The organism is Streptomyces sp. YKOK-I1 (assembly GCF_054660435.1).
In genome coordinates, this window is sequence record NZ_BAAGDR010000001.1 from 3,771,677 (window position 1) to 3,795,317 (window position 23,641).

Genomic DNA, 23,641 nt, shown 5'->3' on the forward strand with positions numbered 1-23,641 from the left:
GTTCGGGTGAACTCATGCGCTCTCACAGCCGCTTGACCCCCTTGATGCGCCCGGCCCGGGTCGCCCGCGACTTCGCCGCCTTCAGCTTGAGGCCGCCGCGCTGGCCGCCGATCTTCAGGCCCGTCCCGGAGGACAGCCAGCCCGAGGAGATGTCCGAGCCCTTGGACGCGGAGTTGGTCTCGGCGAGCGGATCGTTCTCGGCCCGCCGGGCCAGGAACATCACGCCCGGGACCACGAAGGGGGCGAGCAGCAGGTCGTACAGGGCGGCCGAGAACAGCAGCCCGGTCAGGCCGACATGACGGGCCGCCGTGTCGCCGACGAGGGCTCCGACGCCGGCGTAGAGCAGGGTGGAGCCGACCGCGGCGGCGACCACGACGACCATCGGGCCGGTGGCCGACTTGATCTGGCCGGTCTCCGGCTTGACCAGTCCGGCGAGATAGCCGATCACGCAGAGCACCAGGGCGTACCGCCCGGCCGCGTGGTCGGCGGGCGGCGCGAGGTCGGCGAGGAGGCCCGCGCCGAAGCCGATGAGGGCGCCGCCGACATGGCCGTACACCATGGCGAGGCCCAGGACGGTGAGGAGCAGCAGATCGGGGACCGCGCCCGGGAGGTGGAGGCGGGCGAGGACGCTCACCTGGATCACCAGGGCGACGACGACCAGCGGGACGGAGAGCAGGATCCGGTTGACGCGCATGGGGGTTGTCAGCTCCTACTGCTGCTCTTGCTGGCCATCGGCGTTCGGGGTCACGGTGACGGTGACCGTCGGGGTGGGCACCGGCTTGGGTTTGGCCGGGAGCACGGTGTCGCGCGGGTCCTTCTTCGGGGTCTCGACGACCACGCCGACGATGTCCAGCTTGGTGAAGCTGACGTACGGCGTGACGTAGAGGGTGCGGGTGAGGTCGCCGCCGGAGGGGTCGACCCGGGAGACCACGCCGACCGGGACCCCCGGCACGAACGGCTTGTCGGCCTGCGAGCCGAAGGTGACCAGACGGTCGCCCTTCTTCACGTCCGCCTTGCCGTTGAGGAGTTCGACGCGCAGCGGGCTGTCGCCCTGTCCGGAGGCGAAGCCGAGTTCGTCGTTGCCCTCCATGCGGGTGCCGACGGTGAAGTCGGGGTCGTTGGCGAGGAGCACGGTCGCGGTGTGCGGGCCGACCGTGGTCACCCGGCCGACGAGCCCGTCGCCGTTGAGGACGGTCATGTCGCGCTTGATGCCGTCGCTCGCGCCGACGTCGATGGTGATCGTCCAGGAGAAGCCCTGGGCCGCTCCTATCGCGATGACCTCGGCGCCCTTGATGCCGTACTGGCCCTCGCCCGCGATCTTCAGCATCTTGTCGAGCTGGGCCAGCCGGCTGCGGTTGCGGTCGTCGCTGCCGAGCTTCGCCTTGAGGGCCGCGTTCTCCTTCTCCAGCAGCGCCATCCGGTCGTGGCGCTCACCGGAGTCGCGGACCGCCGAGACGGCGTTGCCGACCGGGTCCACCGCCGAGGACACCCCGTCCTCGATCGGGCCGAAGACCGCGGCCGCGGCCTGCCGGGCACCGTCGACCGGGGAGTCCTCACCACCGCGGATGTCCACCGTGATCAGTGCGAACGCGATGGCGATCAGCAGCACCAGGAGCAGCCGGCTCTCTCGTGTGTCCCTCACGTGCGGCGGCCGTGCCCTTCCTCGATAGAGAAATCACTACACAGGAATTCGGGTAGCCCCGGGCCAGGATGACCAAGGGCGCTTTGTGGGAGCTTATGCCGGAATGTCAACGATCCGCCGCACGAGAGGGGATCATCCCGTACGGCGGAACCGAAGCGTTACGTCATCTGCGGGGCGCGGCGTCCAGAACCTGCTGGAGCGCCTCGAACTCCTCGACGCACTTGCCGGAACCGAGCGCCACGCTGTCCAGCGGGTCCTCGGCGATGTGGATCGGCATACCGGTCTCCCGGCGCAGCCGCTCGTCCAGACCGCGCAGCAGTGCTCCGCCGCCGGTCAGAACGATTCCGCGGTCCATGATGTCGCCGGACAGCTCCGGCGGACACTTGTCCAGCGTGGTCTTGACGGCGTCGACGATCGCGTTGACGGGCTCCTCGATCGCCTTGCGCACCTCGGCGGCCGAGATGACGACGGTCTTGGGCAGCCCGGAGACGAGGTCCCGGCCACGGATTTCGGTGTGCTCGTCGGAGTCGAGGTCGTACGCCGAGCCGATGGTGATCTTGATCTGCTCGGCCGTGCGCTCACCCAGCAGGAGGCTGTACTCCTTCTTGATGTGCTGGATGATCGCGTTGTCCAGCTCGTCGCCCGCGACACGGATGGACTGGGCGGTGACGATGCCGCCGAGCGAGATGACCGCGACCTCCGTGGTGCCGCCGCCGATGTCCACCACCATGTTGCCCGTCGCCTCGTGGACCGGCAGGCCGGAGCCGATGGCCGCGGCCATGGGCTCCTCGATGATGTGCACCTGACGGGCGCCGGCCTGGGTCGACGCCTCGATGACGGCGCGGCGCTCGACGCCCGTGATGCCCGAGGGCACACAGACGACGACCCGCGGACGAGCCAGATACCGCCGCTTGTGGATCTTCAGGATGAAGTAGCGGAGCATCCGCTCGGTGATCTCGAAGTCGGCGATCACGCCGTCCTTCAGCGGCCGCACGGCCACGATGTTGCCCGGCGTGCGCCCGATCATCTTCTTCGCTTCGGCGCCGACCGCGAGGATGCCACCGGTGTTGGTGTTGATCGCGACGACGGACGGCTCGTTGAGTACGATCCCGCGACCCCTGACGTACACCAGCGTGTTGGCGGTCCCGAGGTCGACAGCCATGTCACGGCCGATGAACGACATTGAGTTCCCCATCAGGATTCGACTGGCCTTCCATGAGCTTTTGAGGGCTTTTCAGGTCGGCGAGGTGGGTGCTGTGACGTGAAGGCTTCCATCGTAGACGCGCCTTCTCGGACACTGCGGAAGGGTCCTGGCCATTGTCAGCAGATGCTGTGTGGGTTCGCTTCCGGAGACGGGCGTTCGGGGAGTCTCGTTCCCTCGATCGCCCGTCTCAGTCGTCTCGGAACGGTTACGCGCGCCCCGGGAAGAAGATCTTGATCTCGCGCTCGGAGGACTCCTCGGAGTCGGAGGCGTGGATCAGGTTCTCGCGGACGATGACGCCGTAGTCGCCGCGGATCGAGCCGGGAGCCGCCGCGATCGGGTCGGTCGGGCCGGCCAGCGCGCGCACACCCTCGACGACCCGGTCGCCCTCGACGATCAGCGCGACGACCGGACCGGACGCCATGAACTCCACCAGCGGCTCGTAGAAGGGCTTGCCCTTGTGCTCGCCGTAGTGCTGCTCCAGCGTTTCCTGGTCCAGGGTGCGCAGCTCCAGCGCGGTGATCCGCCAGCCCGCCTTGCGCTCGATACGGCTGATGATCTCGCCGGTCAGGCCGCGACGGACCGCGTCGGGCTTGAGGAGGACGAGGGTGCGCTGGCTCACGGGGGGCTCCTAATGGATCAAGGGTCGTGCGGGGTGTTCGAAGGTTACAGGGCGTGTCCGAAAACCTGTTACGCAGCGTCAGGCGCGGAGGAGCCGGACTGCGCCGCGAATCTCGCCTTCGCCTCGTCGACCTTGCGCCCATAGTGCACCGACGCCCACCACAGGCCGGCGAACAGCACCCCGATGATGAACATCATCGGGACGAAGTAACCGGACGCGACCAGCGCGATCTGGAGCGCCCAGCCGAGGGCGACGCCCCCGGGCCGGGTGACCACGGCGCACAGCAGCACGCTGAGGAGCATCGCGATCCCGCACACCGTCCACACCGTGGCCATGGACAGGTCGGGTTCCTTCATGGCGACCAGACCGGCGAATCCGATGATGAAGAACTCGCCGATCAGGGTCGAGGAACAGAGCGTACGCATGACGGGGTGTTCAGCCCTTCCCGAGGAGCAGCCGGGCCTCGCCGACCGTGATGACGGAACCGGTGACCAGCACACCGCCGCCGGCGAACTCGCCCTCCTCCTCGGCGAGCGTGATCGCCGCCTCCAGGGCGTCCGGCAGCCGCGGCTCGACCTGGACGCGTTCGTCGCCGAACACCTCCACGGCGATCGCGGCCAGCTCGTCGGCGTCCATGGCGCGGTGGCTGGAGTTCTGGGTGACGACGACCTCCGCGAAGATCGGCTCGAAGGCCTCCAGCACGCCGCGGACGTTCTTGTCGCCGCTCGCCCCGACCACGCCGATCAGCCGGCTGAAGTCGAAGGCCTCGCCGATGGCGTCGGCGGTCACCCGCGCGCCGGCCGGGTTGTGGGCGGCGTCCAGGACGACGGTAGGGGAGCGCCGTACGACCTCCAGCCGGCCCGGCGAGGACACGGCCGCGAAGGCCTTGCGGACGGCGTCGACGTCGAGCGGTTCGGGCCGCTGGGCGCCGACGCCGAAGAACGCCTCGACGGCGGCGAGCGCGACGGCCGCGTTGTGCGCCTGGTGCTCGCCGTGCAGCGGGAGGTACACCTCGGGGTACTCGCCGCCCAGCCCGCGCAGGGTGACCAGCTGTCCGCCGACGGCGACCTGGCGCGCCACGACACCGAACTCCAGCCCCTCGCGGGCCACCGTGGCGTCGACCTCGACGGCCTTCTTCAGCAGCACCTGGGCCGCGTCGACCGGCTGCTGGGCCAGGATGACCGTGGCGTCCTGCTTGATGATCCCGCCCTTCTCCCCCGCGATCTCGCCCGGGGTCTCCCCCAGCCGGTCGGTGTGGTCGAGGTCGATGGGCGTGACGACGGCGACGTCGCCGTCGATGACGTTGGTGGCGTCCCAGGAGCCGCCCATGCCGACCTCGACGACGGCGACGTCGACCGGGGCGTCCGCGAAGGCGGCGTACGCCATGCCGGTCAGCACCTCGAAGAAGGAGAGCCGGTACTCCTGCTGGGAGTCGACCATCTCGATGTACGCCTTGATGTCGTCGTACGTCTCGATGAAGCGTTCGGCGGAGATCGGGGCGCCGTCGAGGCTGATGCGCTCGGTGATGGACTGCACGTGGGGGGAGGTGTAACGGCCGGTGCGCAGTTCGAAGGCGCCGAGCAGGGCCTCGATCATGCGGGCGGTGGAGGTCTTGCCGTTGGTGCCCGTGATGTGGATCGAGGGGTACGTCCGCTGCGGCTCGCCCAGGACATCCATCAGCGCGGCGATCCGGCTGACGGACGGCTCCAGCTTGGTCTCGCCCCAGCGGGTGGCCAGGTCGGCCTCGACCGCGCGGAGGGCCTTGTCGACCTCGGGGTCCTCGGGGCGGGTCGGGACGTCAGCGCTCGGGGCTCCGCCCTGGGTGCGCAGGGTGCGGCTGCCGGCCTCGATGACCGCGAGGTCGGGGTCGCGGTCCGTCTCGGCTTCGATGATCTCGTCGAAGGGGTCGCTGTCGCTCACGAGGTCAGTCTAGGCCGGGGCCTACGGAGGAGGGTGGCTGGTCCCGTCCCGCGGGCGCGGGGAGTCTGTGGCTGGTCGCGCCCACGCGGCGGGGCCGCATAGTGATGCGGCCCCGCGCCCCTTCAGGGCGCTTACGCCTCGGGCAGCCTTTCCAGCTGGGCCCCGATGCGGGCGATGTCCTCCTCCGCCTTCGCCAGGCGGCCCCGGATCTTGTCGACCACGTTGTCCGGGGCCTTCGCCAGGAAGGCCTCGTTGCCGAGCTTGGCGTTCGCCTGGGCCTTCTCCTTCTCGGCCGCCGCGAGGTCCTTCGCGAGCCGCTTGCGCTCGGCCGCCACGTCGATCGTGCCGGAGAGGTCGAGGGCGACCGTGGCGCCGGCGACCGGGAGGGTGGCGGTGGCCGAGAATGCCTCGCCCTCCGGCTGGAGGCGCAGCAGCTGGCGGATGGCGGCCTCGTGGGGCGCCAGCGCCGTGCCGTCGAGGGTCAGACGGGCCGGGACGCGCTGGCCGGGCTGGAGGCCCTGGTCGGCGCGGAAGCGGCGGACCTCGGTGATCACCGACTGGAGGCTCTCGATCTCCTGCTCGGCGGCCGGGTCCCGGAAGCCCGAGTCCGTCGGCCAGTCGGCGATGACGACCGACTCGCCGCCGGTCAGCGTGGTCCAGAGGGTCTCGGTGACGAACGGGACCACCGGGTGCAGCAGCTTCAGGGTGACGTCGAGGACCTCGCCGAGGACGCGCTGGGAGACCTTCGCGGGCTCGCCGCCCGCCTGGAACGTCGTCTTGGACAGCTCGACGTACCAGTCGAAGACCTCGTCCCACGCGAAGTGGAAGAGGGCGTCGGAGAGCTTGGCGAACTGGAAGTCCTCGTAGAACGCGTCGACTTCGGCGATGACCGAGTTGAGGCGGGAGAGGATCCAGCGGTCCGTCGCCGACATCGCGGAGGCGTCCGGCAGGGGGCCGTCCACCGTCGCGCCGTTCATCAGCGCGAAGCGGGTGGCGTTCCAGATCTTGTTGGCGAAGTTGCGGGAGCCCTGGACCCAGTCCTCGCCGATCGGGACGTCGACGCCCGGGTTGGCGCCGCGGGCGAGGGTGAAACGGAGGGCGTCGGAGCCGTACTTGTCCATCCAGTCGAGCGGGTTGACCGCGTTGCCGAAGGACTTCGACATCTTCTTGCCGAACTGGTCGCGGACCATGCCGTGCAGGGCGATGGTGTGGAACGGCGGGGTGCCGTCCATCGCGTACAGGCCGAACATCATCATCCGGGCGACCCAGAAGAAGAGGATGTCGTAGCCGGTGACCAGGACGGAGTTCGGGTAGAACTTCGCGAGCGACTCGGTCTGTTCGGGCCAGCCCAGGGTGGAGAAGGGCCACAGGCCGGAGGAGAACCAGGTGTCGAGGACGTCGGTGTCCTGACGCCAGCCCTCGCCGCTCGGCGCCTCGTCGTCCGGGCCGACGCAGACGACCTCGCCGTTCGGGCCGTACCAGACGGGGATGCGGTGGCCCCACCACAACTGCCGCGAGATGCACCAGTCGTGGAGGTTGTCGACCCAGTCGAAGTACCGCTTCTCCATCTCCTGCGGGTGGATCTTGACGCGGCCGTCGCGGACCGCGTCACCGGCGGCCTTGGCGAGCGGGCCGACCTTGACCCACCACTGCATGGACAGGCGCGGCTCGATGGTGGTCTTGCAGCGGGAGCAGTGGCCGACGCTGTGGACGTACGGCCGCTTCTCGGCGACGATCCGGCCCTCGGCGCGCAGGGCGGCGACGATGGCGGAGCGGGCCTCCAGCCGGTCCAGTCCCTGGAAGGGACCGTGGGCGGTGATGACGGCGTGCTCGTCCATGACGGTGAGGGACGGCAGGTTGTGGCGCTGGCCGATCTCGAAGTCGTTCGGGTCGTGCGCCGGGGTCACCTTGACGGCGCCGGTGCCGAACTCCGGGTCGACGTGGGTGTCGGCGACGACCGGGATGGAACGGTCCGTCAGCGGCAGCCGGATCAGCTTGCCGATCAGGTGCCGGTAGCGCTCGTCGTCGGGGTGGACGGCGACGGCGGTGTCACCGAGCATCGTCTCGGCGCGGGTGGTGGCGACGACGATGGTGTCGTCCCCCTCGCCGTACTTCATGGAGACGAGCTCGCCGTCGTCGTCCTGGTACTCGACCTCGATGTCCGAAATGGCGGTCAGACAGCGCGGGCACCAGTTGATGATGCGCTCGGCGCGGTAGATCAGCTCGTCGTCGTAGAGGCGCTTGAAGATGGTCTGGACGGCCTGGGAGAGGCCTTCGTCCATGGTGAAGCGCTCACGGGACCAGGCGACGCCGTCGCCGAGGCGGCGCATCTGGCCGCTGATCTGGCCGCCGGACTCGCCCTTCCACTGCCAGACCCGCTCGACGAACGCCTCCCGGCCGAGGTCGTGGCGGGACTTGCCCTCCTTGCCCAGTTCGCGCTCGACGACGTTCTGGGTGGCGATGCCGGCGTGGTCCATGCCGGGCTGCCACAGCGTCTCGAAGCCCTGCATGCGCTTGCGGCGGGTGAGGGCGTCGATGAGGGTGTGCTCGAAGGCGTGCCCGAGGTGCAGGCTGCCCGTGACGTTCGGCGGCGGGATGACGATGGTGTACGGCGGCTTGTCGCTCTTCTCGTCCGCCTCGAAGTAACCCCGCTCCACCCAGCGCTCGTACAGCGGCCCCTCTACGTCGGCCGGCGCGTACTGGGTCGGCAGTTCGGTGGGGGGCGCTGATGGCTGCTGATGAGCGTTCTCGGTCACGGGGCCAGTTTAGGGGTGTCACGGGGCCGTCCCGAAACGTGTTTGCCGTGTAACGGTCGGGCCCCCACCGCCGAGCAGGTACTGGGTTTAAGCCAGGATGTGAAAATCACATAAGCATCTGGAGGGGAACCCAGAATGAGTCAGCACCAGCCGGGCCCGTACGGCGGGCAGCCCCAGCAGCCCGGCCCGTACGGCGGCCAGCCCGGCCCCTACGGCCAGCCCCCGCAGGCGCCCCAGCCCGGCTACGGCTACCCCCAGCAGCCCCCGGCCCCGCAGCCCGGTTACGGCTACCCGACGCAGCCCCCGCAGGCCGGCCCCTACGGCCAGCCCCCGCAGCCGGGACCCTACGGCCAGCCCCCGCAGCCGGGACCGTACGGCCAGCAGCCGCCGACCGCGGCCGGCTACGGCCAGCAGCCCCCGTACGGCCAGGCCCCCTACGGCGTCCCGCAGCCCCCGGTGCCGAGCGGAGGCGGCGGCAAGAAGGCCGGCATCATCCTCGGCGCGGTCGCGGTGGTCGTCGCGATCGGCGTGGGCGCGTTCTTCGTCCTCGGCACGGGCAGCGGCTCGGGCGGCCTGGAGGACGACGGCGCCCACAAGCTGGCCACTCCGGCCACCGTGCTCTCCGACTACAAGCGGGCCTCCGACGACGGCGCGAGCGCCGGTGACGACTCGGCGTCCGATCTGGAGAAGAGCGGCGTCAAGAACGGCAAGACCGTGCTCGGTGTCTACTCCACGGCCGACCTGAGCGGCTACGACCCCTCCGACCCGAGCACCGCGCCCGACGCGACCGAGCTGGCCACCGCCAAGGGCATCACCTTCGCCGGCGCCTACGGCACGATCGCCGACCCCGAGAAGGCGCTCGACACGTTCTTCGCCAACTTCAAGAAGTCGTCCGAGGAGAGCTCCTCCTCCAGCAGCAGCGGCTCGGACGCCAAGCTGGTCGGCGAGCCCGAGGAGGTCGACCTCGACGGCGCGGTCATGAAGTGCCAGGCGGCCACCGGCACGAACACGCTGACCAAGCAGGAGAAGACCGACTGGTTCTGCGCCTGGGCCGACTACAGCACCATCGCCATGGTCTCGCCGGGTGACGCCACGAAGGGGGTCACCAAGGACGTGGCGGCCGACCTCACCACGAAGCTGCGCGACGAGGTCCGCGTCAAGGCGTGACCCGTCGGCGGTACATGCGAAGGGGCCCCGGTCGGTCGACCGGGGCCCCTTCGCATGTACCGCGGGTGCTCTGTCCCTGCCTTACGCCGTCTTCTGCTCGCCCGAGCCACGGCCGCCGCGCTGCTCGCGCGGGATCAGGGTCGGGTTGACGTTGGAGCGGACGACGTCGGCCGTGATGACCACGCGGGCCACGTCCTTGCGGGAGGGGACCTCGTACATCACCGACATCAGGACCTCCTCCATGATGGCGCGCAGACCGCGGGCGCCGGTCTGGCGGAGGATGGCCTGGTCGGCGATGGCCTCCAGCGCCTCGCGCTCGAAGTCCAGCTCCACGCCGTCGAGTTCGAACAGCCGCTCGTACTGCTTGACCAGCGCGTTGCGCGGCTCGATCAGGATCTGGAGCAGGGCCTCGCGGTCGAGGTTGTGGACGCTCGTGATGACGGGCAGACGGCCGATGAACTCGGGGATCATCCCGAACTTGACCAGGTCCTCGGGCATGACGTCCTCGAACTGGTCCTTGGCCTCCAGCTCCCGCTTGGAGCGGATCGTCGCGCCGAAGCCGATGCCCTTGGCGCCGGCCCGGGACTCGATGATCTTCTCCAGGCCCGCGAAGGCGCCGCCCACGATGAACAGCACGTTCGTCGTGTCGATCTGGATGAACTCCTGGTGCGGGTGCTTGCGTCCGCCCTGCGGCGGGACGGAGGCCGTGGTGCCCTCCAGGATCTTCAGCAGCGCCTGCTGCACGCCCTCACCGCTCACATCGCGCGTGATGGAGGGGTTTTCGCTCTTCCGGGCAACCTTGTCGATCTCATCGATGTAGATGATCCCGGTCTCGGCCTTCTTGACGTCGTAGTCGGCGGCCTGGATGAGCTTGAGGAGGATGTTCTCGACGTCCTCGCCAACGTACCCCGCCTCGGTCAGCGCCGTGGCGTCGGCGATGGCGAACGGCACGTTCAGCATGCGGGCGAGGGTCTGTGCGAGGAGGGTCTTGCCCGAGCCCGTGGGGCCGAGCAGGAGGATGTTGGACTTCGCCAACTCGATGGCGTCGTCGCGGCCCTGGGCTCCGCCGTTCTCACCGGCCTGGACCCGCTTGTAGTGGTTGTACACCGCGACCGAGAGGGCTTTCTTCGCGGCCTCCTGGCCGACGACGTACCCCTCCAGGAACTCGTAGATCTCGCGGGGCTTGGGGAGTTCCTCCCAGCGCACCTCGCTCGTCTCGGCGAGTTCCTCCTCGATGATCTCGTTGCAGAGATCGATGCACTCGTCGCAGATGTACACACCGGGCCCTGCGATGAGCTTCTTGACCTGCTTCTGGCTCTTGCCGCAGAACGAGCACTTGAGCAGATCGCCGCCGTCACCGATGCGTGCCACGGTGTGCTTCCCCTTCGCCTGGGAGACGCCTGGACACTTTCGAATCCAGCGGCTCCTGGTGCTGCCTTATTCCGACGGTACCTTGCCGGGACCCCCGTTCGGGCCCCCCTTGGCACGGTTCACTTCCGCGTGGACCGTGTCACACCGTGCCAAGGGGTACGGACGAGAGGGCCCAGTGCGTCAACGCAGAGAGCTGTTGTTCATCTTCCGGGTGGAGATGATCTGGTCGATCAGGCCGTACGACAGGGCGTCCTCGGCCGTGAGGATCTTGTCGCGCTCGATGTCCTCGCGGATCTTCTCGATCGGCGTGGTCGAGTGCTTGGCCAGCATCTCCTCCAGCTGCGCACGCATCCGGAGGATCTCGTTGGCGGCGATCTCCAGGTCGGAGACCTGACCGCGGCCCGTCTCACTGTACGGCTGGTGGATCAGCACGCGCGCGTTCGGCAGGGCCATGCGCTTGCCCGGCGTACCGGCCGCCAGCAGGATCGCGGCGGCGGACGCCGCCTGGCCCATGCAGACCGTCTGGATGTCGGGCTTGACGAACTGCATCGTGTCGTAGATGGCCGTCAGCGCGGTGAAGGAACCACCGGGGCTGTTGATGTAGACCGAGATGTCCCGGTCGGGGTCCATCGACTCCAGGCACAGCAGCTGCGCCATGACGTCGTTGGCGGAGGCGTCGTCGATCTGCACGCCGAGGAAGATCACGCGCTCCTCGAAGAGCTTCGCGTACGGGTCGTACTCGCGGATGCCCTGGGAGGTGCGCTCGACGAAGCGGGGGATGACGTAGCGGGACTCGGCGCGGGGGCCGGTGTACTCGGCCGCCGTGCGGGCGTAGAGGCCGCTGCCGGGGAAGTCGTTCACGGTGTCTCCTGGAGAGAGGGTGGGGCGGTGGGCTGGGAGGGGCGGGCGGGACTCTGACGGCAGGGTCCCTCTGGGTCTTCGACGGCGGCGTCCGACCGGGTTCCGGGCGGGTTCCGGTCCCGGCGGCCTCGGCCACCACGGCGGGTCCGGGCCGTTTGCGGCGGCCTCGGTCCTTCCGGTGGCCCGGGTCCTTCCGTGGCCTCGGTCGATCCGTGGCCTCGGCCGATCCGTGGCCTCGGCCGGTTCCCGGTCGGCTCCACGAGGGCCTCGGGGACTCCGTGGGGGCCCTGACGGGCTCCACGGGCTCCACGGGGGCCTCGTGACCCCTGCGGGGCCCGTGAAGGCCTTCACGGGGCTCATGGGGCCTTTAGGAGGCCTCATGGGGCCTCATGGGGCCTGCCGAGCTCTCGCGGGACCTGCGGGCCACCCGGGGGCGCCGGCCCTTCCGGAACCCGCGAGCCCTGTCGGGACCCGCGGGCCCTGTCGGGACCCGCGAGCCCTTCCGGAACCTGCGAGCCCTTCCGGAACCTGCGAGCCCTTCCGGAACCTGCGAGCCCTTCCGGAACCTGCGAGCCCTTCCGGGACCTGCAAGCCCTTCCGGAACCTGCAAGCCCTTCCGGGACCTGCAAGCCCTTCCGGGACCTGCGAGCCCTTCCGGAACCTGCAAGCCCTTCCGGAACCCGCGAGCCCTTCCGGGTCGGCCCTTGCGGGGCGTGAGGCCTTTCGGGGGTCGCGGGGCGGGACCGTCCGGGTTGTCGGGCCGCCGGGACTGCCGGGACCGGTGAGGTCCGGTGAGGTCCGGTGAGGTCCGTGACACCCACAAGTCTCCATCGACCGTGGTGGGATCGTGCGGACCCGGCGTCCCGGGAGGTCACCCGGGTTCGACCGGCCTTGCCCCCGGAGGGAACCGGTGCCGTCGGTCGTGGTCCTACGCCGCCCCGGTACCGCCACCGCCCGGCATGCCCGCGGCCGTGGGGATGACGTCGTCGATGAGGCCGTACTCCTTGGCCTCGAACGCGTCGAACCAGCGGTCGCGGTCCGAGTCGCGGGTGATCTGCTCGACCGACTGGCCGGTGTGCTGCGAGGTGAGCTCGGCCATGCGCTTCTTGGTGTGCAGCAGCCGCTCGGCGTGGATCTTGATGTCCGAGGCCGAGCCGGCCAGGCCGGCGGAGGGCTGGTGGATCAGGATCTCGGCGTTCGGCAGCGCGAAGCGCTTGCCGGGGGTGCCCGCGCTGAGCAGGAACTGGCCCATCGAGGCAGCGAGGCCCATGGCGATGGTCACCACGTCGTTCTTGATGAACTGCATGGTGTCGTAGATCGCCATGCCGGCCGTGATCGAGCCGCCGGGGCTGTTGATGTAGAGGTAGATGTCCTTGTCCGGGTCCGCGGCAAGGAGCAGCAGCTGTGCGGTGATCTTGTTCGCGATGTCGTCGTCGACCGGCTGGCCGAGGAAGATGATCCGCTCGCCGAGCAGCCGGTTGTAGACCTGGTCGCCGAGGCCACCACCGATGGAAGGCTCGCCGGCGGCGTAGGGCATCAGATTCGTCACGTCTCCACCTGCTCGTCTTACGACGGCGCCGGGCCGTCTCACGTGTACTGCCGGGGGCAACGGGGACTCCCCTGCCCTCGTATTCATGGACCCTAACGCGCGGGTCCCGCCGGAGAATCCCGGAGAGGTGGGTGTTCGCCGGGGGCGTAGCGGCGCGTAGTCGCGCGAGTAACGGAACGAGCCCCGGAACACAAGGTTCCGGGGCCCGTCACAGCGAGGCGGTGGTGCGGATCAGGCGTCGGCCTTCTCGTCGCCCTCGGCGTCGGTCTCGGCGGCACCCTCGACGGCCTCGACCGTCTCGGTGGCGGCCTCGACCTCGTCCTCGTCGTCCAGGTCGACGATCTCGCCGTTGGTGTCCTTGACCGTGGCGGACTCGACGACCGTGGCCAGGGCCTTGCCGCGGGCGACCTCGCCGACGAGCAGCGGAACCTGGCCGCCCTCGACGACCGCCTGGGCGAACTGGTCGGGGGACATGCCGGAGGAGGCGGCGCGGCGCATGAGGTGCTCGGTGAGCTCCTCCTGGTTCACGTTCAGCTTCTCGCGCTTGACGAGCTCGTCCAGGACGAACTGGGTCTTGATGCCCTTGACCGCGGCCTCACGGGTCTCGGCGTCGAACTCCTCGGCGGTCTTGCCCTGGATCTCCAGGTACTTCGCGAGGTCGAGGCCCATCTGGCCGAGCTGGTGGTGCTCCAGGTTGTGCTTGCGGGTGTTGATCTCGTCCTCGAGCAGCTTCTCGGGGACGGGCACCTCGACGAGCTCCAGCAGCTTCTCCAGGACGCGCTCCTGGGCCTGCGTGGCCTGGTCGTACTGCTTCATGTTCTCGAGGCGCTTGCGGCTGTCCGCCTTCAGCTCCTCCAGGGTGTCGAACTCGGAGGCGAGCTGCGCGAACTCGTCGTCCAGCTCGGGCAGTTCGCGAGCGGCGACCTGGGTGACCTTGACGGTGACCTCGGCCTCCTTGCCGGCCGCCGAGCCGCCCTTGAGCTCGGAGGTGAAGGTGGCCTCGCCACCGGCCTCCAGGCCCTTCACGGCGTCGTCGATGCCCTCGAGGAGCTCGCCGGAGCCGATCGTGTAGGAGACGCCCTCGGCGACGCCGTCCTCCAGGACCTCTCCGTCGACCTTGGCCTCGAGGTCCACGGTCACGACGTCGCCGTCCTCGGCGGCGCGCTCGACCGGGGAGGTGGAGGCGAAGCGCTCACGGAGCTGCTCGACCGACTTGTCGATGTCCTCGTCGGTGACCTCGACGGCGTCGACCTCGACCTCGATGGAGGAGAAGTCCTCGGGGAGCTCCAGGGCGGGGCGGACGTCGACCTCGGCGGTGAAGTTCAGCGTCTCGCCGTCCTTCAGCTCCGTGATGTCGACCTCGGGCTGGCCGAGGACGTCGATCTCCGCCTCGTTGACCGCCTCGGTGTAGAACTTCGGAAGCGCGTCGTTGACCGCCTCCTCCAGGACCGCACCGCGGCCGAACCGCTGGTCGATGACGCGGGCAGGGATCTTGCCCTTGCGGAAGCCCTTCACCGTGACCTGCTGGTTGATCTTCTTGTACGCCGCGTCGAGGCTGTCCTTGAGCTCCTCGAAGGGCACCTCGACAGTGAGCCGAACCCGGGTCGGGTTCAGGGTCTCCACGGCGCTCTTCACGGTTCGGTCTCCTTGTGGCTGACTTCTTGGGGTTCGCCGGAGCCCGACAGGCCCGGCGATTCGCCGCCCGGGAGAGTTCACCGGCCGGGTGGGCCGGGACACACGAGCGCGCAGCTTGCATAGTAACCGCAGCGGGTGAGCCACCCAAAAGTCGATCACCGGCCAGGTGCGGGGGGCGATCACGCAGGTGGACGACGCGGGTGATCGCGCAGGTGGTCGGGGTGGCGGGATTTGAACCCACGGCCTTCCGCTCCCAAAGCGGACGCGCTACCAAGCTGCGCCACACCCCGTCTGGTGCGACACGTAGGGTACATGCCCGCAGGCCGTCTGACCGCCGCATTTGCCGAGCACGGGGGAGCGGGCGGGGGCGCGCGCCGGGAAGGGATGTGCGGGCGGCGGCGTCGACCCGCTACGATGCGTGCAGTGCCGCGGTCTGCTGACCTGCGGCGCGCGCTGTGCGGGCGTAGCTCAATGGTAGAGCCCTAGTCTTCCAAACTAGCTACGCGGGTTCGATTCCCGTCGCCCGCTCTCTACGGCTCAGGGCCAGGTCAGAGGATCACTCCTCCGCCTGGCCCTGATCGCTTTCCGGGGCGGCGTTCAGTCCGTCGCGCCCCCTGCGTGCCTCTTGCGCTTTCGATCCTGCTCTTTCTTGGCTTTCCGCTTCTTCTTCCGGCCCTTGTCGACGAGGCCGCTCACCGCATCAGCGTCCAGGCGATCGCGCTCGGCACTGGTGTGCTGATAGGTCAACGCGGCACGGGCGCTGCTGTGACGCATGCGCGCCATCAACTGCGGCGCCAGGGGCAATCACCCCCATGACATCCGAGATGCTCACCGGCACGGAGGCCGACCCGCGCCGACAGGTCAGCTCGACAAAGGCACTCCGCCCTGTTCACACCTTCGGCCAGTGCGCCGCGACCAGCACATGTACGGTGTTCGGCCCTCCACGGCGTTGATGCTCAAGGCCCACAAGGTCTGACTCCAGGCCGCCACGTCCGCAACCGCGCCCCGAACAGTCGACGCCGTAATCCGTATAGCCGCATTTGCCCCTCTTGGGGTAGCCGACCGTGCCTTGAGGTGGGAGATCTGTCTTGTAGCGCCCAACCATCCCTCGACGCCCTCCTGAGAGAGGAAGTCCCGCCCATGGCTTCGATCCCTGTAAAGCCCGGCAGGTACAAGATCCACGCCCACATCATCGGCCCCACCAGCCTGTTGACCGCCACCGAGTACGCCGTCAAGTACGGCGCCCCCGTCATCACCGACCGCTTCAACCCGCTCCCGATCGAGCAGGAGTGGGTCATCGACCACCCCGAGGCCGGGCAAGAGATCGAGCCCGGGTCACCGTACGTGATCCACCTCGCCTACCACCCCGCCGCAGGCCTCGCCGTCACGGAGGAGAAGCTCTTCGTCAACAGCGTGCCGCGCACTGAATGGACCAAGTTCACCTTCGATTCGGTCGTCGGCGGAGTCAAGATCCTTTCGGACAAGGGCCTCAGCATGCGCGCCGGACACCGCGGCGCCCAGATCGAACTCGTCGCGCCCAAGCCCGAATTTCAGGAGACCTGGACCCTGGAGTACGCGGGCCCGATCCCGGTGGAGTAACACCGGACCACGGGGTGGCCGACTGTCGCACCGTCAGCCACCCCATTTTGCGTTTTGTCCCAAAACCCGGCAATCCTGCGGTCTCGCACCGGGCCCAGCTCTTCGAGTGACGCACACCGCGACCCTGTGCAGGCGCCCGTGGATGCGCAATCACCGGGGTGGCGCTGAAACGGCACGCATGCCAGATGGCCGGTCCGAGCCCAGCTCCGAAAACCGTCCGTCTCCGGCATGGCCGACGCAACGTCGGATGAGACGGTCACAACCACGTCAGTGTCCAATGAAGGACTGTGGCGTCATCCTGCGTCTTGCCCCGTGGCCAGCGCCGCCCCCAAGGATCGGCGACCTCAGCTTCCCGCACGCGGCAGATCAACTCATCAGGCCCAGACGAGCCGAGAACGGCCAGCGTCTCTTGCCAGGTGACGAGTTCGAATCGGTCGACGAGCCGGGTCGCGCCGTCGCTCAGCAACGTGACGGACGCCAGCGATTCCAGCGGCACCCCCCCGGTGAGAGCACGTTCGGCCGCTTGCGGATCAGGGCCAGCGATCCACAAGCCACCCGGCCGGTTGCGGAGCCCCGTAAGGGCGTCCCGGTAGTCGGCCAGGGCGGCGGCATGCTCGGGTGAGCCGGTAGGCGGCGCGTCGACCGGTCTGCGCAGCCGCTTGCCGACGTCGTCCAGACGCCGGTCTGTGACGACGGTCGTCCCTGCGCCCCTGTCCGCCAGGAGGAGGGACGAGTCACCGAGCACGAGGTACTGCAGAGCTCCCGCGTCGGCACGGACGGCGACGACCGTACTCGTCGGACTGGCCCTATAGGCGAGGTCGCAGCCGTCCTCGTGCAGGGACCGGACGGTGCGGATCGAGTCGGCCAGGCACTGAGCCAGAGGGCCGGGCGGGATGCGCCGTGATGGTGCTCAGCAGCAACCCGCCCAGCGTCGCGGAGAACCAGGCGACGCCATGTGTGCACCCGGTCTCCGCCCCAGCCACGCCGGCACCGTCGAGCAGGACAGCCGCACCGGGAGCGGCAGCGGCGAAGTCCTCGTTCTCCCGGCCCGGCTCGGCGGGCTGTGAGGCGAGGGTGACCCTCACGCCGAGGTCTCCTCGTCGTGCCGGTAGAGGGGGGTGAGGAGTTCGACGGATTGCGGTTCGCTGCTCTGCGGGTCGTACTCGACACCCACCAGAGTGGAGAACCGGTGGTCGCCCACCTGGCCCCACAGGGCGTTCAGGTCGGACGCGAGGAGCTGGACCACACCGAGTGATCCTTGCGTATGGATACCGGCGATCGCGAGCAACGAGCCCTTGCCGTCGGAGCGGGGCAGCCTGCCGAGGTACCCGACGTCGCATGAGCGGGCCGGGTCGCTGTCCTGCCCTGATCGGTACACGGTGCCGGTCCGCCGGTCGGAGACGGGGGTCCTGGGCGTACGTATCCCACATCTGCTGAGACATCCGCGGATCGCAGACGACGACCAGGCCATCACGGTTGAGGTCAATCTCCCCGCTCACCGGCACGTGCTCCGAGATGACGTCGAGGCCGTACGACCGTGCGAGGTCTTCCAGGCTCTTGCCCGAGCTGACGTCGTCCACGGCGACAACCGTGCGCCCGCGTTCGTCGTCGCGCCGCAGCGGAGTCGCGACCGTGACCGCGCCCCGACCGAGGAAGGCACCTTCCGGCGCCGGTCCGGTGTGGCGGATCTGGTGGATTCGCCCACGGCTCAGACCGGCCTTCACCGCGATCTGCGCGTACGACAGCCCCTGCGCATGGAGGTCCTGAACCACGCGCCGACGGAGGCGGGCGAGTTCGGTCACCTCCTGCTGTGCGTCGGCCAACCGGGTCGTGACCTCACGCAAGAGCAGGTACGGATCATCGATCGCCATGATCCTCTGCAACTCGTCCGGCATGACCACACCTCCAAGAAGGGCCGCCCTCCTCCACCGGGCTTCTCACGCTGCGGACCTGGGGCTCATCTGGGGCACGCTCTCGAACACGTGCCGGGCGTACTCCGCACTTTGGAGCATGGCCGGCAGGACGACGCATGGGAACGAGCGGATCAGCCGAGCGGACCGGACCGCTCCATCGAGGACGGCCCCGGCCTGAGCCTCGTCCGCGGTTACCTCGGCGGTGTCCGGCGCAGCTTCCGCCGCGGCCAGGATGTCGCGCACCTCGCGAGCGGTCGAGTCGCCGAGGTCGAGGGCACGCGACAGGCGGCCCAAGACGTCGTTGCTGGGGACCATACGGCCGTTCTCCACCTTGGAGACGGTCGGTTGCCCCACACCGGCCCGTTGCGCCAGCACGGCGCCAGTCAGACCGGCTCCCACACGAAGTCCTCGAAGACGCACCCCAAGCGCCTGCATGCGCTCCCGCCGCTCACTCCCCATACCCAGGGTTCTACACCACGGGGCAGCGGACGCCGGATGCATGAGCAGTGATGATCGCCAGTTTCAGACGCCCGACGAAGGTTGTCCAGTCCCAGGTGATGCTTTACGGGTTGGCGTCGGGTGATGCTTGACGTCTGCCCTAGACGGTCTTCCGGCGGTTGTGTTCGCCGGACTTGCGGACGACCACCTCCTTCCTGGTCACGCGAGGAACGGTGGTGATCAGCTCGGTTCCGAGGAAGACCCGGATGGAGTCCTCCGCCAGGTGGGCGGTGACGACCTGCCGGGCATAGCCGCGGCCGAGCTGGAGGCGCTGGAGCTACGGTGATCACAGCGGCCGTGAGAGCGGCGTACGAGAAGCTGAAGGGCAGGTCAAGGGGGGACGCCTGGAGCTCCGTACCTTCCGCCGACGAGGCAACCAGGTTGGCCATGTCCCGCCTGAGTCAGCATTACGACGTTGCCATCGAGAAGCTCACAGTCGTGCAATCGAGCGTCGATACAGAGAGCCAGCGATACGAGTTGGCGTTCGTCCACGAAGACGGCAGGAAGTTTGGGGCCACCGTGGGGGCTCTCGCCGAGATGCCATCTTGCACACGGGTATGGAGTGAAGCAACGACACCGATGCCTCGCCCTCTGCCGACACCGCCGGATGCAGGTCACTGACGCCAGCGGTTCGACTCGGTTGCCGAGGTTCCATCGGCTCACGGGTTCGTGATCGCCAAATGAGGCTAAATCGCGACCTACTAGGACCCGGTCAGATCCGCTCACACTCGAACACATGGGGGCGACGAGGGATGGTGACCAGTCCGTATGTCTTCGCTGCGGGGAGGCCGGCGGCTCCGTGCACGAGCGCGGGCGGATCAACCTCATGGCGAGCTACTGCGAGAAGTGCTGGAACGTCCTCGCCAACGAGATGGCCGAGGCCGACGGTGCCACAGCCGCCCCCAGGCCCGATCCCGACCCCGACGACACGACTTGGATCGAGCCACCGGTTTGCCCCGAATGCGGCGCTTCCGTCCGCGTATACCCCACCAACTACGACCGATGGGTCAGCCTGGCCATGGGGGAACTGCCCGCCAAAGACGTCCCAGAGGCCTTCAGATGGCGTTTGACAAGGCTTCCGACCCGATCCCCCATCCCGGCCGATATCGTCGCCGTACGGGTCCGTGGAATCGATCCGTTGCCGAGCGAACCCGTGGTGCCGGCCCACAGCATGATGTGCGTCCCCGAGTGGGGCGAGCCGTAGATCACGCCACACCGAGCGGGAGCACGGCCCGAGGGAGCGCAGGTCAGCGAGTCGCCAGCTCAGGACCGGTCCACGTACGCGATCTTCCAAACTAGCTACGCGGGTTCGATTCCCGTCGCCCGCTCTGAAACCGAAGGCCCGGCCGGGAGGCTTGATTCCTCCCCCGGGCCTTCAGTGTGTCCCGGGGCCGCCGCTACCGTGGGGGGTACGGGTGGGTCGCACACGGACGGGGGCTGTGGTGGTCGAGCTGGGGGTTCTGTTCGGGGTCATGATCGCGTCGGCGGTCTTCCTGATCGTCAAGCTGCTGCGCCGGGGGAACCGTGCCACCGAGAACGCCGACGGGCTCCTCATCGAGCAGGACCGCCGGCTGCGGGCACACCACGACCGCGTCTCCTACAACGCGATGTCGATGGGCGGCACCTCGCCGACCCAGAGCGACAGTTACCGCCACCTCTAGGTGCCCCCGGCCTCAGAAACTGATCGAGTTGATGGTGTCGGCCAGCGAGTTGAGGAAACGGTTGATCGACGGCGCCATACCGCTGGAGGCGAGGAAGAAGCCGAAGAGGATGGCGACTATGGCGGGGCCCGCCTTGATGCTGCCTCCTCTGATCAGCACCACCAGGATGATCGCCAACAGCAGCACCACTGACAGTGAAATCGCCACGACTGATCACACACCCTCGATTGGTCCGCACTCCCGAGACCATCGTGCCACCAACACGGCCTTCCCATGCGGCCCGTGACGCATCATCGCGGTGACCGTTCGGGGACGGCCGTGTCGCACAGTAATTCGCGGCGTGCCCGGCTCGGGAATTGAGGGAGATCGTTTCCGTCTCCACACACCATGTGCGCGACTAATTCGAATTGAGGCCGACGGCACGTCAACAACGGCCACACAACGGGTGTTATGCACCTTTTAGTACGGATTAATCCTGACATCTAGGACAGATGCCGGGTACGGACGCAGCCAAGCGCGCGCCATTATCGAGAATGACCTGGGGCGTTTTACGAATACGCACAAGCAACGCTAGGGTGCCTCAAATGTTCCACGCCGTCTCGTCTCTTGTTCCAAGCCCGCGCCCGCCGAAGAACCTGAACGACCAGCACCACCCGTCACGCGACGCGTTCTTCGACAACGCCAAGTACCTGGCGATCGTGCTGGTGGCCGTGGCCCACGCCTGGGAGCCGCTCAAGGGCGACAGCCGGCTGCTCCAGGCGGCGTACCTGGTCGTGTACACCTTCCACATGCCGGCGTTCATCGTCGTCTCCGGGTACTTCTCCCGGAGCTTCGACGCGAGCCCGAGCCGGGTGAAGCGGCTGGTCACCGGGGTCGTCGTGCCGTACGTCGTCTTCGAGACCGGCTACTCGCTCTTCAAGCGCTACGGCGACCACAGCCCGGGTCAGGAGATCAGCCTCCTCGACCCCTACTACCTGACCTGGTTCCTGATCGCGCTGTTCATCTGGCGGCTGACCACTCCGCTGTGGAAGACCCTGCGCCATCCGCTGCCGGTCGCGCTCGGCATCGCCGTGCTGGCGTCCGCGAGCCCGGACATCGGGGACGACCTCGATCTCCAGCGGGTGCTGCAGTTCCTGCCGCTCTTCGTGCTGGGGCTGTGTCTGCGGGCCGAGCACTTCCGGCTGGTGCGGCGGCGTGCGGTACGCGTCGCGGCCGTGCCGCTGTTCGCCCTCGCGCTGGCCTTCTCCTGGTGGGCGGTGCCGCGGATGAACCCGGCATGGTTCTACCACCGGGACTCCGCGCAGGAGCTGGGCGCCCCGTGGTGGGTCGGGCCCGTGATGCAGCTCGCGCTGTTCGGGTGCTCGTTGGTGCTGACCGCCTGTTTCTTCTCCTGGGTGCCGGGGCGGACGCTGTGGTTCACCTCGCTCGGGGCGGGGACGCTGTACGGGTATCTGCTGCACGGGTTCCTCATCAAGGGGGCGGAGTACCGCGGGTGGTTCGACCAGCCCTGGTTGCATCGGCATGCCGGTGAGGTCGCCGTGAGTGTCCTGATCGCCGTGGCCGTCACGCTGTTGTGCACCTCGCCCGTGCGGCGGGTGTTCCGGTTCGTGATCGAGCCGAGGATGGAGTTTGCGTTCAGGGGGGATCCCGTACGGGGTGCGCGGGCGCGCGAGCGGGAAAAGACGTCCGCCTGAGGTAGGGGTGGGGGCTGTGCATCGGCGGGTGCGGGTGGTGCCTCGCTTCTCGCGCCCACGCGGCGGAGCCGCATATCGATACAGCCCCGCGCCCCTTACGTCAGTTGCCCTTGAGGTGTCTCATCAGTTGCTCGAAGTCCTTCCAGCCCGACAGGTCCGACGGGTTGCCCGGGAAGGGGTAGTACAGGGCCGGGCGGGTCTTGGGGCCCAGCTCGCGGGGCTTCTCGCGCGAGGGCGTGCGCCTCGCCCGGTCGCCCGGCATCGTGCGGACCTCCTCGGCGCCGAGGACGAAGGCGTACGGGACTCCCGGGCCCTCGAAGCGGGGCGGGACCGCGAGGTCGCGGCGGGCCCTGCGGACCTGGACGAGCATCGACTGGAGGTCGTGGCGGGTGGCCAGGGTCTCCGCCGCCTTCATGATCGAGGCGTCCATGGGGACGGTCTCGCCCGGGCCGTAGCCGAAGGCGAGGGTGACGTCCTCCTCGACGCCTCCCTTCGTGCGGGAGACACGGACCGTCGCCAGGGCCGGGCGCTCCGGGGTGCCGACGACCACCAGCCAGGTCGGCGCCGGTGCGCGCTCGAACGCCACGTCCGTCACCTGGCGCAGCGACCAGGGCAGATTGGCGGGTTCCTCGGTGCCCCAGCCGGCCGGCGGCTCGCCGGTGATCTCGCGCCAGACCGCCTCCAGGGCGCCGCCGAGGACCAGCCGGTCGTCGGCCGGGTGGACGCAGCGGAAGGAGATCGCGAGCTGGCGTTCGCCGGAGTCGGCGATCTCCCGGGTGAAGGACTCGGCGACCGGGGTGCGGGGGTCCTCGGGGGTGGCCTCGGCGGACTCGACGGTCACGAACAGGCCGTTCGCCCACCGCAGGACCGCGCCGGACAGGCCGTCGTAGTAGCCGCACTGCTCGTCCTGCACCACCCAGCGCGAGGGCCAGCCGGGCAGCGCGTTACGGACCGTCGGGGAGAGGCGGGTGCCCGCCGGGGTGACGATCTGGAGGCCCAGTCCGGCGTCGGCGGCGGCCCGGAAGGTGTCGGCCAGCCAGGCCGTCATCGCCACCACCGGGCGGTCCTGGATGACCACGGCGACCTTGTCGGTGAGCACGTCGACGGCGGGCTGCGCGGCGGCGGGCACGGGGACGGCGGTCATGCCCTCGGTGTTCACCACGGCGAGGGAGGAAGCGGCCTCGCGGGGCCAGGCCGTGCCGCCGACCAGAGTGGCCACGCGGGCCGCGAAGGTGCCGGCCAGGGCCTCCGCCTCGCGCACCCCGGTGGTGGCGCGGGCCTCGGTCCACCAGTACGGGACCTCCGGTTCGTCGGCGCCGAGGAGCCGGTGGGCCTCTCCCCTGACCTGGACCAGCAGCGGGGCCTCCACCGAGAGCAGGGGGCGGCCCTGCTCGTCGTGCAGCCGGACCAGCGCGCCGTCCTCCTCCGCGCCGACCAGGGTGTCGGGGCCGCCGGAGAGCAGTCCCGCGATCACGCTGAGCGGATCGGGCATCCTCTTCGTCAGCACGACGACGTCCTTCGTCATCGGTTCTCCCCCTCGGCGCCGCGGTCG

Annotated in this window: 19 protein-coding genes, 2 tRNA genes and 3 pseudogenes; 6 read left to right on the forward strand and 18 right to left on the reverse strand. The window is 69.0% G+C overall.

The features are described 5' to 3' along the window. Positions 1–22: 22 nt before the first annotated feature. From mreD to ACYQ8Q_RS16355, 7 genes are all read right to left on the reverse strand, one after another. Positions 23–694, reverse strand: coding sequence for a rod shape-determining protein MreD (mreD, locus tag ACYQ8Q_RS16325; RefSeq protein WP_460065631.1), 672 nt, complete (start codon positions 692–694; stop codon positions 23–25). A gap of 15 nt (positions 695–709) precedes the next feature. Next, positions 710–1,642 (reverse strand): rod shape-determining protein MreC, encoded by a 933-nt coding sequence (gene mreC, locus ACYQ8Q_RS16330; RefSeq protein WP_460065632.1) that lies wholly within the window; start codon positions 1,640–1,642, stop codon positions 710–712. A 163-nt stretch (positions 1,643–1,805) separates the two neighbouring features. Next, positions 1,806–2,825 carry a rod shape-determining protein gene (locus tag ACYQ8Q_RS16335; RefSeq protein WP_030779466.1) on the reverse strand — a complete coding sequence of 340 codons (1,020 nt, stop codon included), beginning with the start codon at positions 2,823–2,825 and terminating at the stop codon, positions 1,806–1,808. 226 nt (positions 2,826–3,051) lie between these two features. After that, a complete protein-coding gene (ndk, locus tag ACYQ8Q_RS16340; RefSeq protein ID WP_460065633.1) occupies positions 3,052–3,465 on the reverse strand; it encodes a nucleoside-diphosphate kinase in 414 nt (137 codons plus the stop codon). A 68-nt stretch (positions 3,466–3,533) separates the two neighbouring features. After that, complete coding sequence (locus ACYQ8Q_RS16345; protein ID WP_460065634.1) at positions 3,534–3,890, reverse strand: DUF4233 domain-containing protein; 357 nt, start codon at positions 3,888–3,890, stop codon at positions 3,534–3,536. A gap of 10 nt (positions 3,891–3,900) precedes the next feature. Further along, complete coding sequence (folC, locus tag ACYQ8Q_RS16350) at positions 3,901–5,385, reverse strand: bifunctional tetrahydrofolate synthase/dihydrofolate synthase (protein WP_460065635.1); 1,485 nt, start codon at positions 5,383–5,385, stop codon at positions 3,901–3,903. A 131-nt stretch (positions 5,386–5,516) separates the two neighbouring features. Then, positions 5,517–8,141, reverse strand: coding sequence for a valine--tRNA ligase (locus tag ACYQ8Q_RS16355; protein ID WP_460065637.1), 2,625 nt, complete (start codon positions 8,139–8,141; stop codon positions 5,517–5,519). A gap of 135 nt (positions 8,142–8,276) precedes the next feature. Between ACYQ8Q_RS16355 and ACYQ8Q_RS16360 the strand changes: the two genes are divergently transcribed. Then, on the forward strand, positions 8,277–9,308 hold the full coding sequence (locus ACYQ8Q_RS16360) for a hypothetical protein (protein WP_460065638.1): 1,032 nt from the start codon (positions 8,277–8,279) through the stop codon (positions 9,306–9,308). An 81-nt stretch (positions 9,309–9,389) separates the two neighbouring features. On the opposite strand, the gene clpX is transcribed toward ACYQ8Q_RS16360, so the two are convergent. From clpX to ACYQ8Q_RS16385, 5 genes are all read right to left on the reverse strand, one after another. Continuing rightward, positions 9,390–10,679: an ATP-dependent Clp protease ATP-binding subunit ClpX gene (clpX, locus tag ACYQ8Q_RS16365; protein ID WP_359005211.1), complete on the reverse strand. Its 1,290-nt coding sequence runs from the start codon at positions 10,677–10,679 to the stop codon at positions 9,390–9,392. Positions 10,680–10,859: 180 nt separating this feature from the next. Then, positions 10,860–11,540, reverse strand: coding sequence for an ATP-dependent Clp protease proteolytic subunit (locus tag ACYQ8Q_RS16370; protein WP_067244226.1), 681 nt, complete (start codon positions 11,538–11,540; stop codon positions 10,860–10,862). A gap of 928 nt (positions 11,541–12,468) precedes the next feature. Continuing rightward, positions 12,469–13,077, reverse strand: coding sequence for an ATP-dependent Clp protease proteolytic subunit (locus ACYQ8Q_RS16375; RefSeq protein WP_030967072.1), 609 nt, complete (start codon positions 13,075–13,077; stop codon positions 12,469–12,471). Between the two features lie 243 nt (positions 13,078–13,320). Continuing rightward, positions 13,321–14,724 carry a trigger factor gene (gene tig, locus ACYQ8Q_RS16380; RefSeq protein ID WP_460065641.1) on the reverse strand — a complete coding sequence of 468 codons (1,404 nt, stop codon included), beginning with the start codon at positions 14,722–14,724 and terminating at the stop codon, positions 13,321–13,323. Positions 14,725–14,937: 213 nt separating this feature from the next. Further along, positions 14,938–15,014, reverse strand: a tRNA-Pro gene (locus ACYQ8Q_RS16385). A gap of 167 nt (positions 15,015–15,181) precedes the next feature. Between ACYQ8Q_RS16385 and ACYQ8Q_RS16390 the strand changes: the two genes are divergently transcribed. After that, positions 15,182–15,252: transfer RNA gene (locus tag ACYQ8Q_RS16390), tRNA-Gly, on the forward strand. Positions 15,253–15,321: 69 nt separating this feature from the next. Here ACYQ8Q_RS16390 and ACYQ8Q_RS16395 read toward each other — a convergent pair. Further along, entirely contained in the window at positions 15,322–15,498 is a 177-nt protein-coding gene (locus ACYQ8Q_RS16395; protein WP_460065643.1) for a hypothetical protein, read from the reverse strand. A gap of 366 nt (positions 15,499–15,864) precedes the next feature. Between ACYQ8Q_RS16395 and ACYQ8Q_RS16400 the strand changes: the two genes are divergently transcribed. Further along, a complete protein-coding gene (locus ACYQ8Q_RS16400) occupies positions 15,865–16,323 on the forward strand; it encodes a hypothetical protein (protein WP_460065645.1) in 459 nt (152 codons plus the stop codon). Positions 16,324–16,579: 256 nt separating this feature from the next. On the opposite strand, the pseudogene ACYQ8Q_RS16405 reads toward ACYQ8Q_RS16400, so the two are convergent. The 3 pseudogenes from ACYQ8Q_RS16405 to ACYQ8Q_RS16415 all read right to left on the reverse strand — a co-directional run. After that, positions 16,580–17,408, reverse strand: a pseudogene (locus ACYQ8Q_RS16405) (integrase). Continuing rightward, positions 17,405–18,218: pseudogene (locus tag ACYQ8Q_RS16410) on the reverse strand (sigma-70 family RNA polymerase sigma factor). Before ACYQ8Q_RS16410 ends, ACYQ8Q_RS16405 begins: the two co-directional pseudogenes overlap by 4 nt. 51 nt (positions 18,219–18,269) lie before the next feature. Further along, a pseudogene (locus ACYQ8Q_RS16415) lies at positions 18,270–18,695 on the reverse strand (helix-turn-helix domain-containing protein); the annotation flags it as partial. A gap of 838 nt (positions 18,696–19,533) precedes the next feature. Between ACYQ8Q_RS16415 and ACYQ8Q_RS16420 the strand changes: the two are divergent. Both ACYQ8Q_RS16420 and ACYQ8Q_RS16425 read left to right on the forward strand, forming a co-directional pair. Then, on the forward strand, positions 19,534–19,938 hold the full coding sequence (locus tag ACYQ8Q_RS16420) for a DUF6083 domain-containing protein (RefSeq protein ID WP_460065647.1): 405 nt from the start codon (positions 19,534–19,536) through the stop codon (positions 19,936–19,938). 235 nt (positions 19,939–20,173) lie between these two features. Beyond that, positions 20,174–20,395 carry a hypothetical protein gene (locus ACYQ8Q_RS16425; protein WP_460065648.1) on the forward strand — a complete coding sequence of 74 codons (222 nt, stop codon included), beginning with the start codon at positions 20,174–20,176 and terminating at the stop codon, positions 20,393–20,395. Between the two features lie 12 nt (positions 20,396–20,407). Here the strand turns inward: ACYQ8Q_RS16425 and ACYQ8Q_RS16430 are convergent, their stop codons facing one another. Continuing rightward, positions 20,408–20,602, reverse strand: coding sequence for a hypothetical protein (locus ACYQ8Q_RS16430; protein WP_055635087.1), 195 nt, complete (start codon positions 20,600–20,602; stop codon positions 20,408–20,410). A 377-nt stretch (positions 20,603–20,979) separates the two neighbouring features. Between ACYQ8Q_RS16430 and ACYQ8Q_RS16435 the strand changes: the two genes are divergently transcribed. Beyond that, the gene (locus tag ACYQ8Q_RS16435; RefSeq protein WP_460065650.1) at positions 20,980–22,089 is read left to right on the forward strand and encodes an acyltransferase family protein; all 1,110 of its coding nucleotides are present in this window, start codon (positions 20,980–20,982) and stop codon (positions 22,087–22,089) included. Positions 22,090–22,189: 100 nt separating this feature from the next. Here the strand turns inward: ACYQ8Q_RS16435 and ACYQ8Q_RS16440 are convergent, their stop codons facing one another. Beyond that, a complete protein-coding gene (locus ACYQ8Q_RS16440) occupies positions 22,190–23,614 on the reverse strand; it encodes a DUF6177 family protein (protein WP_460065652.1) in 1,425 nt (474 codons plus the stop codon). Positions 23,615–23,641: the final 27 nt, after the last annotated feature.

Excerpts from the sequence above, each read along its gene's own strand:
- mreD (WP_460065631.1), bottom strand. The coding sequence starts at position 694 with ATGCGCGTCAACCGGATCCTGCTCTCCGTCCCGCTGGTCGTCGTCGCC.
- ACYQ8Q_RS16335 (WP_030779466.1), bottom strand. The coding sequence starts at position 2,825 with ATGTCGTTCATCGGCCGTGACATGGCTGTCGACCTCGGGACCGCCAAC.
- ACYQ8Q_RS16345 (WP_460065634.1), bottom strand. The coding sequence starts at position 3,890 with ATGCGTACGCTCTGTTCCTCGACCCTGATCGGCGAGTTCTTCATCATC.
- ACYQ8Q_RS16360 (WP_460065638.1), top strand. The coding sequence starts at position 8,277 with ATGAGTCAGCACCAGCCGGGCCCGTACGGCGGGCAGCCCCAGCAGCCC.
- ACYQ8Q_RS16375 (WP_030967072.1), bottom strand. The coding sequence starts at position 13,077 with ATGCCCTACGCCGCCGGCGAGCCTTCCATCGGTGGTGGCCTCGGCGAC.
- ACYQ8Q_RS16395 (WP_460065643.1), bottom strand. The coding sequence starts at position 15,498 with ATGCGTCACAGCAGCGCCCGTGCCGCGTTGACCTATCAGCACACCAGT.
- ACYQ8Q_RS16400 (WP_460065645.1), top strand. The coding sequence starts at position 15,865 with ATGGCTTCGATCCCTGTAAAGCCCGGCAGGTACAAGATCCACGCCCAC.
- ACYQ8Q_RS16435 (WP_460065650.1), top strand. The coding sequence starts at position 20,980 with ATGTTCCACGCCGTCTCGTCTCTTGTTCCAAGCCCGCGCCCGCCGAAG.
- ACYQ8Q_RS16440 (WP_460065652.1), bottom strand. The coding sequence starts at position 23,614 with ATGACGAAGGACGTCGTCGTGCTGACGAAGAGGATGCCCGATCCGCTC.